The organism is Gammaproteobacteria bacterium (ex Lamellibrachia satsuma) (genome assembly GCA_019623805.1).
GTDB lineage: Bacteria > Pseudomonadota > Gammaproteobacteria > Chromatiales > Chromatiaceae > QGON01.
The window spans coordinates 3,280,945-3,296,446 of sequence record CP053680.1; the positions used below are offsets into that span (position 1 = coordinate 3,280,945).

The following is a 15,502-nucleotide window of genomic DNA, read 5'->3' on the forward strand; positions in this document are numbered from 1 at the left end:
TCACATTCTAAGATCCTCGGTGTTGAACCATTCACCGCCTGATCGACCATCTGACAACCTCCATATTTGAACTTAGATGCTTCTGGACCTGTGCCAGTTGTATCGTTTTTCATGAGTTTCATTGACGCTTGTTTACTCAAGCGTCCTCATGAAAAAAACCAGATCGAATGAAAAGACCCGAATTTCACACTGGACAAAGTGAGTAGATAACCATGGAACTGCAACATAAAAAGTCAATTCAGGCATCTTGGCAGCTGTTCTTTCTGTTTCTGTTCGGATTTTTCTCATTAATTTCATTTCCCATCCATGCGGAACAGCTGGAGACATCAGTCGCCTGTAACGAATTGCTGGAGCCATTGGTGCTCGCTTACGGTGATAAAACAACCCTGTGTGGCTTTGAATCAGGGGCAGATGAGGAAACGTTTACTTTTGCTGGAGCAGCGGGTGATGAGATCACGATTAACCTGCGCACCTTGACTGCAGACCTGGATCCGTCGATGAACCTGCGGGATCCATCAGGCGTAGTGATTGCAACCGGTTCCTGCGTGGGTCGGGATTCCTTTAATCGAGCAAGAACCTGTGGATTCCAGATTATCCATACAATGGTCCAGGATGGGATCTATACCTTGGCATTGGTTGAATCTGGACTCGATGAAGCGGGTGATTATGTTCTGGCGGTAGAGCGAGTTTTTCCTGCCCTGAATCCAACGCCGTTGACCTTCGATATCCCCGTAACGGACCGTCTGGACCCTGGCGTGGATATGGACTTTTTCGAGTTCAGTGGAGCAGCGGGTGATGAGATCACGATTAACCTGCGCACCTTGACTGCAGACCTGGATCCGTCGATGAACCTGCGGGATCCATCAGGCGTAGTGATTGCAACCGGTTCCTGCGTGGGTCGGGATTCCTTTAATCGAGCAAGAACCTGTGGATTCCAGATTATCCATACAATGGTCCAGGATGGGATCTATACCTTGGCATTGGTTGAATCTGGACTCGATGAAGCGGGTGATTATGTTCTGGCGGTAGAGCGAGTTTTTCCTGCCCTGAATCCAACGCCGTTGACCTTCGATATCCCCGTAACGGACCGTCTGGACCCTGGCGTGGATATGGACTTTTTCGAGTTCAGTGGAGCAGCGGGTGATGAGATCACGATTAACCTGCGCACCTTGACTGCAGACCTGGATCCGTCGATGAACCTGCGGGATCCATCAGGCGTAGTGATTGCAACCGGTTCCTGCGTGGGTCGGGATTCCTTTAATCGAGCAAGAACCTGTGGATTCCAGATTATCCATACAATGGTCCAGGATGGGATCTATACCTTGGCATTGGTTGAATCTGGACTCGATGAAGCGGGTGATTATGTTCTGGCGGTAGAGCGAGTTTTTCCTGCCCTGAATCCAACGCCGTTGACCTTCGATATCCCCGTAACGGACCGTCTGGACCCTGGCGTGGATATGGACTTTTTCGAGTTCAGTGGAGCAGCGGGTGATGAGATCACGATTAACCTGCGCACCTTGACTGCAGACCTGGATCCGTCGATGAACCTGCGGGATCCATCAGGCGTAGTGATTGCAACCGGTTCCTGCGTGGGTCGGGATTCCTTTAATCGAGCAAGAACCTGTGGATTCCAGATTATCCATACAATGGTCCAGGATGGGATCTATACCTTGGCATTGGTTGAATCTGGACTCGATGAAGCGGGTGATTATGTTCTGGCGGTAGAGCGAGTTTTTCCTGCCCTGAATCCAACGCCGTTGACCTTCGATATCCCCGTAACGGACCGTCTGGACCCTGGCGTGGATATGGACTTTTTCGAGTTCAGTGGAGCAGCGGGTGATGAGATCACGATTAACCTGCGCACCTTGACTGCAGACCTGGATCCGTCGATGAACCTGCGGGATCCATCAGGCGTAGTGATTGCAACCGGTTCCTGCGTGGGTCGGGATTCCTTTAATCGAGCAAGAACCTGTGGATTCCAGATTATCCATACAATGGTCCAGGATGGGATCTATACCTTGGCATTGGTTGAATCTGGACTCGATGAAGCGGGTGATTATGTTCTGGCGGTAGAGCGAGTTTTTCCTGCCCTGAATCCAACGCCGTTGACCTTCGATATCCCCGTAACGGACCGTCTGGACCCTGGCGTGGATATGGACTTTTTCGAGTTCAGTGGAGCAGCGGGTGATGAGATCACGATTAACCTGCGCACCTTGACTGCAGACCTGGATCCGTCGATGAACCTGCGGGATCCATCAGGCGTAGTGATTGCAACCGGTTCCTGCGTGGGTCGGGATTCCTTTAATCGAGCAAGAACCTGTGGATTCCAGATTATCCATACAATGGTCCAGGATGGGATCTATACCTTGGCATTGGTTGAATCTGGACTCGATGAAGCAGGTGATTATGAAATCACAGTGCAGTGCACAGGTGTTTGTATATCACCGAATTCACCACCACACGTAACCAACCCTGGAACGCAAACGAATCAGGAAGGTGACATTGTCAGTATTCAAATAGTTGCAACTGACGGTGATACGCTGAGCTATTCTGCTGCCGGGTTACCAACATCTTTAACCATCGATATGACTACCGGTTTGATCAGTGGCACGATTGGGTTTGATGCGGAAGGAAGTTATCCCGTTTCCATATCTGTCAACGATAGTGTCAATCCCGCCGTAACAATTGAATTTTCTTGGGTAGTAACAAATACAAACCGTTTGCCAGAGTTGGCCCTCATTGAAAATCAGATAATGGATGAAGGCACAACCCTGGTTGTCCCCGTTTCCTCTAACGATCCGGATGTGGGTGAGACCCTGGCTCTGTCAATCACTGCTCCTCCGTTTGTCTCTTTGATAGATAACGGTGACGGAACCGGTGAGCTTACGATGTCCCCGGGATTTAACGACACCGGCCTCTATTCTGTGACCGTCACTGTCACCGACAGTACAGGTCTTAGTGTTGACCGTGTGTTTGCACTCACTGTCAATGACGTGCCACCGCCAGTTCCCGTTGCCACACCTCTGACCATTGACTTTGGTGAGATTGTCATTGGCTCGACTGACTACAATTCCATCCTGTTGAGCAATATAGGTGGTTCAACACTGACGGTGAATAGTGTTACCAGCAGCGGGTTACCCTTTATCGCTTATCCACCGGTCAGCTTTGACCTTGAAGCAGGTGGTGAACGGACTGTTCCAGTTGGATTCGCACCTGAAACGGAAGGTACCTTCACCAGTACAGTCACGATTGAGAACAACAGTGGAACACCTGTAACGGTCGATATCAGTGGGCGTGGCGTCATGCCGGTTGAACCAGGGGATATTGATGTTGTCGATTACCTCGATTTCGGCAGTGTCGGTGAGACGGACACATTAGAGAAGGTGGCGACCATCACCAATACTGGTGACGGGCCGTTGATGATTTTCGGCGCCATTTCTGATCTGGCAGCCTTCCAGGTCTCGACCACAGTGGGTGAACAACTACCCTACACAATCAATCCGCATGAATCCCGTAATCTGCTCGTCAGGTTTTCACCTCCAGCAGGTAGTGCAGGCACAAATTTCACTGGCACCCTGAGCATCATGAGCGATGATTTGGATGAGTCACTGGTTACCCTGGCCTTATTGGGTAAGGCGATCACACTCATTGAACCACCGCAGAATAATCCTGTGCTGGATGCACATGTTCAGGTTGGCGGTGCGGTTGATCTGATCACTGCTGCGTCATGCGGCAATGTTGGCGGTCAGGTCACTTTGAGTTCTGAGGCAACCAGTGCGGACAGCTTTGTCATGAATCTCATCGACCAGGGTGGCGTCACCGCAAGCAGTGTCTCTTCCGCTAGTCGGGATGGCGCAGGATCTGTCAGCTTCAGTGGTGTTGACGCCTGTGGTTTGGCCGATGGCGTGATTTCACTTCATGTGGTCTACAACAAAGCAGGGATTGAACTTCCGGCAGTACCCGGCACTCCATCAGTCAAGAACACCTCAGCTCTCGAGCCACCTGTACTTGATCCAGTGGTCCCATTCAGTCTGGTTCCCATCATAGAGGTTTGTGGCACTTCACGAGCCGACACCACAGTACGTGTTGAGGGTGGTGCACGAGTGGTTTCAACCCGTCTTGATGCAACGACGACAACCTTCTGTCTGCCTGTGACCTTACGGCAGAATACCGAGAATACCCTCATAGCATCGGCCATCGATGAGTTGGTGCCGGCACCTAAGCCGATTGCTTCTGCTACACCAGTTAAAGTGGTGCATGTGGATCTATCACAGATCGTTATTGCGGAGGCCTATTCTCGTCCGCTCACCGTGGATGAGATCGATGAGCTGGTGCAGCAGGGTGTGATCAGCCTGGATGAGGCCAGCAATTTCAATGTCTCGATGTTCACCGTGGTGTTGACCATTGGTTCTTATCCGGTAACCATCAGCCAGCCTGTGGTGATTAATCCAACCACAGGGTCGGTAAGCTATGGTCGTGGAAGTCCTGGTTCTTCCGGATTCAGTGGCTGGTTAGGTGGAGCTACAGGAGGAGGTTCAGGCGCCACCACTTCAAGTGGCTGTGTAAATGGTTGCCCACAGGTCGTGGTGATTACCGGTCCTTCAGGTCAGACCATTCCCGGCGTGATCATCATCGATGGACGGATCAAGACCTTGAAGGAATTCTTCCAGGTCACGCTCCTGCTGCACAATATATCAAGTAGTTTTGTGCTGAGTGATATGAGCGCAAGCATTGGGGTTCAGGATGGCCTGACCACGGTAGGCATTGGTCTGGGTACAGACCCAGTTGATATCAATCCTGCAGGTACTGCTGAGACACTGTTACTGGGCGAGATCCTCCCCGGCACGACAGGCACGGGACAGTTCATTATCCGTGGCGACAGTATCGGTACCCGCTTTATCGATGTTCATTTCGATGGCGACATCACCGGTGGCGGTTTGCCAACGCCGATCCCGGTGAGTGGTGTGGCCAGCACCAGCGTCGAGGTACTGGGGCCACCGCAACTGGGAGTCGTCGTGCGACATCCCAGCCATGTTGGGGCACCCGATGTGACTGAAAATGAGATTTATGACCTGATTGTTGAGATCACAAATGAATCTGATCGCCCGGCACTCTATCCCAGCCTGGAGCTGTTTGTAGGTGGAGATGCACTATTGGTTGACGAAAATGGTGATCCTATTCCTGAACGAAGTAAGATTGCTGATTTTGGCCATATCCTGCCGGGTGAAACGGTAACCGCAGGGTTCCGTGTGCAGTCCCTGGTGGAAGGCGAGATCATAGCCTGTCAGGCGATTGCTGCGGAAAATATCATGTTGACCGTGGATACAGGGCCGGATGGTACGGCTTGTAACATCGTAAATACCTATCCGGCAAACTTCGTGCCACTCGATCCGGATCATGAGCCCGTTGTTCTGGCGATCAATCCGCTAAATGGACAGGCCAATATTCCGATCACAACATCGATTGTGGCAGTGCTCACTCCTCAGACAGAATGCCTGATCGCCGATACCTGGGAAAATGTGGTCACCGGCCCCATCGATCCAGGTGACCCGAGTAAGGGAATTCAGGTGGTCTCCGCAGATCTGCTGCAGGCAGGAACCTACTATCTGGAAGAACTGAATGCCTTTGGCGAACCGGTTCGCCATATCCCAACTGACCTGACGGTAGAGAATCCCCCGGCCGGTGGTACGACCATTGCGGTGCTGCGACTGGGACTGGATACCCCTCATCCGAACAGTCAGTTCTTCCTGACACCGGATACAGCTTACCGCGCCACTATCCTTGGTGGTGCGGATGGTGTCTGTAGCCTCGCTTCCGGCAAAACCATGGGTAACTCCTTCAGTTGGGTCTTCTATACGGGCGATACAACGACGGCCAACAACCCACCCGTCATCGATCCAATTGGTGATCAGATGGTCAACGAAGGCGAATCTCTAATTGTCCCAGTGTCAACAACTGATCCGGATACAGGCGACATCCTTACCTTAAGTGTGAATGGACCGGCATATGTGACCCTGATTGACAGTGGGAATGGGGCAGGTCAATTGAGTATTGAACCGGGTTTCGAAGATGGGGGAATCTATCCTATTACGGTAACAGTAACCGACTCGGGTGGCCTGACTGACAGTGCATCATTTACGCTGACAGTTGTCGATACCAACCGTGCGCCTGTGCTCGACCCCATCGATGATCAGGCGGTGAACGAAGGTGCACTACTGTCAGTGCCTCTCTCGTCCGGCGATCCGGATGTAGGGGACAGTCTCACACTGAGTGTCACCGCACCACTATTCGTGACACTGATAGATAATGGTGATGGTAGTGGACGACTAGACATCACACCTGGATTCACACAGGCAGGTATCTATGCGATTACGGTGACCGTGACTGACCAGGGAGGGTTGACCGATACCCAATCGTTTATTCTCACTGTCATTAATATCAATCTACCACCGGCGCTTGCGCCTATTGCCGACCAGACGATGGATGAAGGTGCAAGCCTGTCGGTGTTTCTCTCAGCAAGTGATCCTGATGTCGGTGATACGCTTGTCTTTAGTGTGAGTGTACCGCTGTTTGTGACTGTGGTAGACAATGGAGGTGGTAGTGGCCAGTTGAATAGTAACCCTGGCTTTGAAGATGCCGGAATCTACACGATCACTGTGACCGTGACAGACGGGCAAGGTCTGAGCGACACACAATCGTTTACACTGACTGTCAACAATACCAATCGTCCACCGATTCTGGATCTTATTGGGGATAAAGCAGTGGACGAGGGCGCCTTGTTGACAATACAACTCACTGCCAGCGACCCGGATGGAGACAGCCTGAGTTTCACTGCAACAGGACTGCCCGGTGGCGCAGAGTTGTTTGACAATGGAGACGGTACCGCCCAATTCAGTTGGGTTCCTGATTCATTCCAGGCGGGTAGCTATCCGGTGGAATTCATTGTGACAGATAATAGTGTTCCATCTACTAGTGACAGTGAGTTGATCACGATTTCGGTTGGCAACATTAACCAACCACCGGTTCTGGATCCAATTGGTCCTCAAGCAATTGAGGAAAACGTTGAATTGTCTTTTCTGATTACGGCGAGCGATCCAGATGGTGACGATCTCAGCTTCAGTGCGGCCAATCTGCCTACCGGCGCTCAGTTGATTGACAATGGCGATGGCACGGCACAGTTCAGCTGGACTCCGAGCTTCGCACAGGCAGGTAACTACCAGGTGCTATTTCTTGTTTCAGACAATGGTGTCCCGGTAGCCAGTGACAGTGAGGAAGTCACTATTACTGTAGGTAATGTCAATCAACCGCCAGTGCTGGATGCAATTGGGACTCAGCTGGGGGATGAGAATGTGGAACTCTCTTTTCTGATCACTGCCAGTGATCCCGATGGGGATAATCTCAGCTTCAGTGCAGGTAGACTGCCCGCAGGCGCTCAGTTGACTGACAACGGTGATGGAACCGCTCAGTTCACCTGGACACCAAATTTTGGTCAGGCAGGCAACCACCAAGTACTGTTCATTGTCACCGATGACGGTATACCCGCCGCTAGTGACAGTGAAGAGATCACCATCACAGTGGGCGATGTGAACCGTCCACCAGTACTGGATGCCATTGGCAGCCGTCAGGTGAATGAAGGCGATGACCTATTATTTACCATCACAGCCACTGACCCGGATGGTGACAACCTGAGTTTCACTGTGAATAGCCTGCCTACAGGTGCTTACTTGACTGACAATGGTGATGGTACGGCGCTGTTTAGCTGGACACCAAGCTTTACTCAGTCAGGTAACTATCAGGTGGAATTCGTCGTCACTGATGATGGAGTCCCAACTGCCAGTGACAGCGAACAGATCACCATCACAGTGGGCAATGTAAACCGTCCGCCAGTACTCAATCCGATTGGTGATCGTAGAGTCACTGAAGATGATGAACTTTCGTTCTTCGTTACAGCCAGCGATCCCGATGGCGACAACCTGAACTTCATGATCAATGGTCTGCCCACGGGGGCAGACTTTGTGGATAACGGTGACGGTACCGCACTGTTCTACTGGTTCACAACGATCGGACAGGCGGGTGATTATCTGGTGAACTTTACCGTCGCTGACGATGGTGTACCGCTATTGAGTGATTCTGAAGAAATTACAATAACTGTGGAAGCCGGTGGCGGCTGTGGTGGAACAATAGGTGATATTTGTGAGTCCATCGTCGACTTGTCTGCCCGAGCAAAGAGCAGAGAAGTGTTCCTTATGTGGACTCCGACAGATGGTGCGGAAAGTTACAATATTTACCGTAGCACCACCGCAGGTGGTCCCTACTCACTGATTGCGGCTGGTCATGTCTGTGATTATTGCGCTTACTATGATCCAAGCCTGACCAATGGCGTGACCTATTACTATGTGGTCAACTCGGTCAATGGTGGAGCGGAATCGCTGCACTCCAACGAAGCTAGCGCCACGCTGGTAGAGAGAACCACCCGAACCAGGTAAGGGTGATAAGGTTGAAGGCAGGGATGCCGACCCGCCGGGGCCATTCAGGTGGATGATGCCTATTGAGGTGGCGAGCATAACGGCGGTAAACGTGGACGCGGTGCTGAAGGCAAGACACCCTTCATCGCGGCGGTGCAAACCAACGAAGATGGACAGTCCGTTGCCATGCGATTTATCGAGTTGATGGAATTTCGTACGATGGAGATCGCTCAATGGGCGAAACGGCGCTTGACCGCGTCCAGCCTCGTTGTATCCGATGGCTTGAAATGCTATAGCGGTTAGCCGCGTGAAGGACAAGTTTCATATCGCCAAGTACCTGGGCGATGCGGTCGACAAAGTGCGTCGCCAAGAGCACAAGGCGCTGCTGCAACTGGGCAACGACATGCTCAAAGGCAGCAAATACACTTGGCAGACCACAACCCGGATAACATGAGTACCAAGCAGTGGCGGGCATTTAAGGATCTGCGGGACAGCACGCTGAAGACTGCCCGCGCCTGGGCCATCAAGGAGTACGGGATGTCTCTGTGGTACTACGTAAACCGAACTTGGGCAGAGACGGGCTTCCGAGGCAAAGAGCTGTTTAAGACAGCGATCTACTTACATCTTGGTGGCCTGGACCTCTACCTGACTGGTGTCAGGTGAGCGGAGTTACTCAGTATGATTTGGTGAAGACCCAAATTTTCTCTGTGTTCTTCGTGCGCTTCGTGGTTAAAGCTGTGTTTTAGTGCAGAGACTAAACTACGAACCAAAATCCTTGCTTTAGGCGGGTGTATCGCCTAGCCTGATGGAACCCGCCATGAATAAGGCGGGGTAATGGCAGTGAAGCCTGAGAATATCGATAGGGAAAAGACTGAAACCACCTGATTTTATCGAAGATTCACCATGTCCCTTCTTGATGAATTAAAACACGAGGCTGAACGTCTTCAGCAACCGGATAACGAGCAGGACTCGCCTGAAGCCAGGCAGGAAGCCCTCTACCAGTCGACCCTGCGACCACGCATGCGGGCGATCCTGCGTTATCTCAACGAACTGGCGGAGCAGCTGCAGCTTGTCAATCCGGATGTGAGCTGTAGCTATGAACTGCTTGGTTACGGGGAAATTCAGGGATTACGGCAACAGGATTATATCGTCAACGCGGATAGTACCGATCAGACCAAAACTATCCGTTTGCGATTCAACTGTGCGACAGAGAGCGAACTGGAATTTTCGGTTACCCCCAAGTCGGACGCAGATGCGACGCGGTCTTTCCTGGAAAACCAGCAAATGCGTTTTGCCGAGTGGCCGGTCAGGGACATGGAGCAGCGACTGGTCGGCCTCACTTTTCAGGTGCAGGTCAAGGTTGAAGTGATCTTTCTCTTTCAGGCCGATCCTGAACAGGGTGGCATCCGCATGATCACCTCGAATTTTGAAGGATTTTCCATCAAGCGCCACCTCTACAAGCCTGAAAAAATTACCGAGAAATGGCTTGATGATCTGGGTAATTTTATCCTGCGCAAACATGAAAATCTCCATAGTTTGGATATTTCCGACTCAGAGAAGGAAAAAATCCGTAAACGACTACAGATGGAAAAACAGCAGCGTGAAAAGGAGACGCAAGAAATGCTCCTGCGTGAGGAGGTCGCGCTTGCCGAGGAGAAAAACAGCAAGAGCCTGTTCAGTAAGTTACGCAAGTTGACGGAATAACCTGGCTTGCGTGGTGTCGGTTCTCTCTACTTGCGGTGATTGAAGGTTTCCCTGGTGTCACTATTTCACTCAAGCATCGTGCCGTTCGTTCTGCTGTGCTTACTGTGGTGTTTCTGTGGCACTGCCGGTGCCGAAGGGGATCTGGTCCGTATCGGTGTGCTGAGTCACCGCGGTGATCGGGCGACACTGGCCGCCTGGCGTCCCACGGCCGAGTATCTGGGAAATGCCATCCCGGAAAAGCAGTTTGAAATCATTCCCCTCGACTTTGATGAGGTCGATCCAGCGGTGCTGCAGGGTGCGGTCGACTTCATCCTGGTGAATCCAGGTATCTACGTCAATCTGGAAGTAAAATTCCGCGTCTCACGTATTGCCACGCTTAACAATCGGCGCGGGGATGTGCCCTACAATATATTCGGTGGCGTACTGTTCACCCGCCGGGATCATGCGGAGATAAAAGATCTCGAAGATCTGCGCGGACGTTCGCTGATGGCAGTGGATGCGACCTCTCTTGGTGGTTTTCAGATGGCGTGGCGCGAGTTGAGGTCCTCAGGATTGGATCCCTACCGCGATTTTGAAAGGCTGGAGTTCGGTGGCATCCACGATCGGGTGGTGATGGCGGTGCGCGAGGGCAAGGTGGATGTCGGTACCGTGCGTACGGATATTCTTGAACGCATGGCAAATGCCGGGGTCATCGACCTGGATGAGTTCCATATCATCAATCCGTTGACCAGCGCTGAGTTTCCCTTTGCCCACAGCACCCGGCTCTACCCGGAGTGGCCGTTCAGTAAGGTCAGCCATACTGCGAACGACCTGGCTCAACGGGTGGCTGTGGCACTGTTGAATATGCCCCACGATCACCCTGCTGCAATCTCCGGCAAATATGCCGGCTGGACGATTCCCCTCGACTATCAGCCGGTGCATGAGCTACTCAAGGAGCTTTCACTCTCTCCCTATGCAGAACCGGGGCGCTTCACTCTGTTGGACGCCATCAAACGCTACCGGTACTGGCTACTGGGCGGCTTGGTTTTTGTCGGGTAAGGAAGTGGCGTTACCGCCACTCCCTCCCCTAAGAAACGTACGTGAGAGTTTCCCCTCATACGGCTCAAGCCTTTTCATAGCCCCCTCACGGGAACCGGCTTCACAACGTCCAACTTTTGGCTGTGAACTTGTTTATGACAATTGGGATGCAGCATGACCAAGTTGGTTATGTTGTCCTTACCACCGTCAACGCGTTGAATCAGTCGGTGAACATTCCAACCTGATTCCTTGGTGATGCGTTGTCGGCAAACGGGACATCGTCCGTCCTGATCGAGCCAGAGCTTTACCAGTTTTCGACGACCACGGAGGTTATTCTGCATCTTGGACCCAACACGGTCTTCGAAGTAGGACTCCCAACGATGGTCATGAGGATTGGCTTTCGCCCTGATCTTGCGGTAGCGCCGAATTGGCGTTTCACCGGCATACACCAGCTTTACCAATATTGGCTTCCCATTGGGCTTCAAATTACCCGTTTCTGCTGCGAACACCCAAGTCCGATTCCCCACATGCTTAAAGTATTTATCCTTAATCCAGTGACGATTCTTCTTTGGATGTCGGCGTTTAGCCCATTGCCATAAACTACGCCAAATCTCACGGTCAACGCGCTGAAAGGTATCCTTGGCTACGACATGGCGATGATAGTTGACCCAACCACGAATTACTGGATTGAGTAGTCTTATCAAACTGATATGTTTTGCCTGTTTGTTACCTTTCACAATTCCACGGACTTTATCTAAGAACGTCGAAACGTTCTTCGTTGATGGTTTGATCAACAACTTCCCACCATACTTACGAATATTCTGCCCGAGAAAATCAACTCCTTCCTCTATATGCGTAATCTTGGTTTTCTCAGCAGAAAGGGTTAATCCCCGTTCTGTAAGAAAATCCTCGACTAGCGGTTTAACTTCATCTTCCAGCAGCTCTTTCGAGACACTGGTGATGATGAAGTCATCTGCATAACGCACCAGATTTACTTTGACTTTCTGACCACGGCGGGTTGTCCAAGGGAACGCTTTGTCCAGCGCAGCTTGGAGTCCATCTAGAGTCATATTGGCCAAGGTTGGCGAGATAATTCCACCTTGCGGTGTTCCCGCCTCTGTTGGGAAAAGTTTGCGGTTTTCCATATATCCAGCTTTCAGCCATTTATGGAGCACTACTTTATCCAGTGGGATATTTGCTAGCATCCAGTCATGACTGATATTGTCGAAGCAGCCTTTGATGTCACCCTCTAGTATCCACTGCGCTGAATTGCCACGAGCAAGTGCTTTGAAACAGTGCTCGATCGCATCCGCAGTGCACCGTTGAGGGCGGAACCCATATGAGTTCGGATCTGCTTTCGTTTCCGAGATGGGTTCCAGGGCAAGCAGATAAAGTGCCTGCATGGCCCTGTCTTTCATCGTTGGAATACCCAGCGGTCTCATCTTCCCATTGCTTTTCGGTATGTACACCCGACGCAATGGACGCGGTTGGTAGTCGCGGCGGCTAAGAGACAACATAGCTTGAGATTTTGCCTCTGGGGTAGACCATGTTGCTTTGTCTACTCCCGGAGTGTTCTTGCCTTTGTTTTCGGTCACCCGTTTCACGGCGAGTGCTTTGCCGGAAAACGAGTGGGTCAGCAGCCATTGCAAGGCTTTCACCTTGCCCCAGCGGCCTTCCTGTGTTGCCTTTACAATACGCGCTTGCAGCCTTCTGACTTCCCGATGACATTTGGCCCAATCAATGCCATGCCAATGTATCGGTTCGCCGAAGGGCGCACCCGCGCAACTTGCTTGCGTAGTCATTTGCATTCCCTCCTGTAAAAGTTCTCCAAACTATCTTGTAATGAAAGACCATACGGAAGTCTGCCCGCTTTCGCGGGAGATGATGTCGCCTCGCAGCTCAATCTCTATCCAATCGATTACAGATCGGCATTCGCTTTCTCCGCGTTCCTTTACCCGCACTCCCAACAGTGTTCCTTGCGGTTCACCTGCCCAATTGGGCGGAAATACGGGCTTACCATGTTCCACTTAAACAACAAGAATGGGTTAGACCCTGCCTATCCACCGGTAGCGTTGAGTATTCGCGTGCCCTCATACAAAAGGAGAGCAGCCTTGCTACGTTGCCATTTTGGCCCAAGCCTGTCAGCGTCTTTGGCTTGTACACACGTGACGATGTTTATCGGCAGTTCACATTTGTTGGTCATACCATCCAACCTAGCGCCCCATCCACATTGACGCTCGCAGATGCAGACATCCCCTCACGGTTCAGTCTTAGCCTTACGGCCGGGCTACATTGTCGCGGCAGCTTCACACACTCTTGTTACCAGAAATGCATGTGCCGCTAGGCTACTGTTGGCGAAACAACAGGTTTCCTTACTGGAATGTTTCTCCAGTCGAAACAATTGTTTAAGCGACTTCATGTCGCACCTTATACTCATGTCCTTCATGACGCTATGGGTGATGCGGCTCAATCGGGAACTGCATGGTGCCAAGGTGCAACTGGAACAGCAACATGAATTGATCCTCGATTCGGTGGCCGACGGTATCTATGGTGTGGATCTTCAGGGTAATTCCACCTTCGTCAATCGTGCTGCAGTGAGGATCACCGGTTGGCAGGAGGAGGACCTCATCGGCAGGAATCAGCATGAGATTCTGCACCATACCCATGCGGATGGCACTCCACATGCGCAGAAGGATTGCCCAGTCTACCTGGCGTTCCGGGACAACCAGCCCAGGCATGTCTCCGATGATCTCTTCTGGCGCAAGGACGGCAGCAGTTTTTCCGTGGAGTACACCAGTACGCCAATCCGGGATGTATCTGGCAAGACACTGGGAAGCGTTGTGGTGTTTCGTGATATCACCAAGCGCAAGCAGGTGGAAGATGAAACACGTCAGCATCAGAATGAGCTGGCGCGGGTGGCGCGGCTCAGTACGTTGGGTGAGATGGCATCAGGTATCGCCCATGAACTGAATCAGCCACTGACTGCGATTGCAACCAACGCCCATGCAAGCATCCGTATGCTTGAGTCCGGCTCGCAGAACAAACAGGTCTGTGCTGATGTGATGGACCGAATCGCTTCACAGGCTGAACGGGCAGGGGAGATCATTCGCCAGCTGCGCCGTTTGGTGCAAAAGGAGCCGCTGGAAAGTGCCGAGGTCGACATCAACGATCTGGTTCGGACCGTGGAGGTGCTGATCCGGCCCGAGATTCGCCGGGCCGATGTGGTGGTGAAACTGGATCTCGATCCGAAAGTGCCAATGGTTGATGTTCAGCGGATACAGATCGAGCAGGTGATCCTCAATCTTGCCCGCAATGCCATTGAGGCGATGGGTAATACTCCGGAATCGGGCGGCGAACTGCTCATCCGCACCGGTTTGCGTGACAATCAGGTTCAGGTGACGGTCAGGGATACCGGCCCAGGACTCAATCCCGATATCATGGATACGCTGTTCGCGCCTTTTGTGACCAGCAAACGTGAGGGCATGGGACTTGGACTCTCTATCAGCTACGGGATCATTGACGCTCATGGTGGTAGACTTAGCACTGTCACTCCAGCCGATGGCGGAGCGGAATTCCAATTTACCCTTCCACTTATCATGGGTACATGAAGTATGGAACAGAACTCGCCGACAGTCTTCATCGTGGACGACGATCAAGAGGTGCGCAACGCACTACAGCTTTTGATGCAATCCGTGGGCCTTTCAGTTGCCTGTTACGCCTCTGCCGGGAACTATCTTGATGCTTTCGATGCCAGCCTTCCGGGCTGTCTGGTGCTGGATATCCGCATGCCGGGCATGAGCGGCATGGAACTTCAGGAGCGGCTACAGGGAGAAGCTATTTACCCGCCGATCATTTTCATCACCGGCCATGGTGATGTGCCGATGGCGGTGCGCGCGGTCAAGAATGGAGCGGTGGATTTTATTGAGAAACCTTTTCGTGACCAGATGCTGCTGGACAGTGTGCATCGTGCCATCGAGCAGGATGCCAACCGGCGCGGTGAAGTGTTACGGCTTACAGATATACAGGATCGTTTTGAGCAGCTGACGCCTCGTGAGCGGGAGGTCCTGGAACTGGTGATTGCCGGTAAACGCAACAAAAATATTTCCGATGAAATGGGCATCACCCTGTCGACGGTCGAGGCGCATCGATCCAAAGTGATGGAGAAGATGCATGCTGATACATTGTCCCACCTGATGCGCATGATGCTGTCCCTGGACAGAAACTATGGAAAACCGTAATAGGGTTTGGCGTAATTGGGAATTTTCTTTATACGACATAGAGTTAGATAATAAATGTTCCCCTGACCAGCCCGGAGC

Annotated in this window: 9 protein-coding genes and 1 pseudogene; 8 read left to right on the plus strand and 2 right to left on the minus strand. The window is 51.9% G+C overall.

All coding sequences use genetic code 11. The features are described from left to right. The first annotated feature begins 212 nt into the window (after positions 1–212). From HPY30_14415 to HPY30_14440, 6 genes are all read left to right on the plus strand, one after another. A complete protein-coding gene (locus HPY30_14415) occupies positions 213–8,486 on the plus strand; it encodes a tandem-95 repeat protein (GenBank protein QYZ67064.1) in 8,274 nt (2,757 codons plus the stop codon). A 123-nt stretch (positions 8,487–8,609) separates the two neighbouring features. Continuing rightward, positions 8,610–8,768, plus strand: a complete 159-nt coding sequence (locus tag HPY30_14420) for a hypothetical protein (GenBank protein QYZ68068.1) — start codon at positions 8,610–8,612, stop codon at positions 8,766–8,768. 4 nt (positions 8,769–8,772) lie between these two features. Next, complete coding sequence (locus HPY30_14425) at positions 8,773–8,919, plus strand: hypothetical protein (protein QYZ67065.1); 147 nt, start codon at positions 8,773–8,775, stop codon at positions 8,917–8,919. Continuing rightward, entirely contained in the window at positions 8,916–9,128 is a 213-nt protein-coding gene (locus HPY30_14430; protein QYZ67066.1) for a hypothetical protein, read from the plus strand. Before HPY30_14425 ends, HPY30_14430 begins: the two co-directional genes overlap by 4 nt. Before the next feature lie 240 nt (positions 9,129–9,368). Then, positions 9,369–10,169: a hypothetical protein gene (locus HPY30_14435; protein QYZ67067.1), complete on the plus strand. Its 801-nt coding sequence runs from the start codon at positions 9,369–9,371 to the stop codon at positions 10,167–10,169. A 39-nt stretch (positions 10,170–10,208) separates the two neighbouring features. After that, entirely contained in the window at positions 10,209–11,207 is a 999-nt protein-coding gene (locus tag HPY30_14440; GenBank protein QYZ67068.1) for a phosphate/phosphite/phosphonate ABC transporter substrate-binding protein, read from the plus strand. 74 nt (positions 11,208–11,281) lie between these two features. Here the strand turns inward: HPY30_14440 and ltrA are convergent, their stop codons facing one another. Together ltrA and HPY30_14450 are read right to left on the minus strand one after the other, a co-directional pair. Next, positions 11,282–12,988: a group II intron reverse transcriptase/maturase gene (gene ltrA / locus HPY30_14445; protein ID QYZ67069.1), complete on the minus strand. Its 1,707-nt coding sequence runs from the start codon at positions 12,986–12,988 to the stop codon at positions 11,282–11,284. 30 nt (positions 12,989–13,018) lie between these two features. Further along, positions 13,019–13,224, minus strand: a pseudogene (locus tag HPY30_14450) (hypothetical protein). Positions 13,225–13,429: 205 nt separating this feature from the next. Here HPY30_14450 and HPY30_14455 point away from each other — a divergent pair. Beyond that, entirely contained in the window at positions 13,430–14,794 is a 1,365-nt protein-coding gene (locus HPY30_14455; GenBank protein ID QYZ67070.1) for a PAS domain S-box protein, read from the plus strand. Between the two features lie 3 nt (positions 14,795–14,797). Continuing rightward, positions 14,798–15,424 carry a response regulator transcription factor gene (locus HPY30_14460; protein ID QYZ67071.1) on the plus strand — a complete coding sequence of 209 codons (627 nt, stop codon included), beginning with the start codon at positions 14,798–14,800 and terminating at the stop codon, positions 15,422–15,424. Positions 15,425–15,502 lie beyond the last annotated feature (78 nt).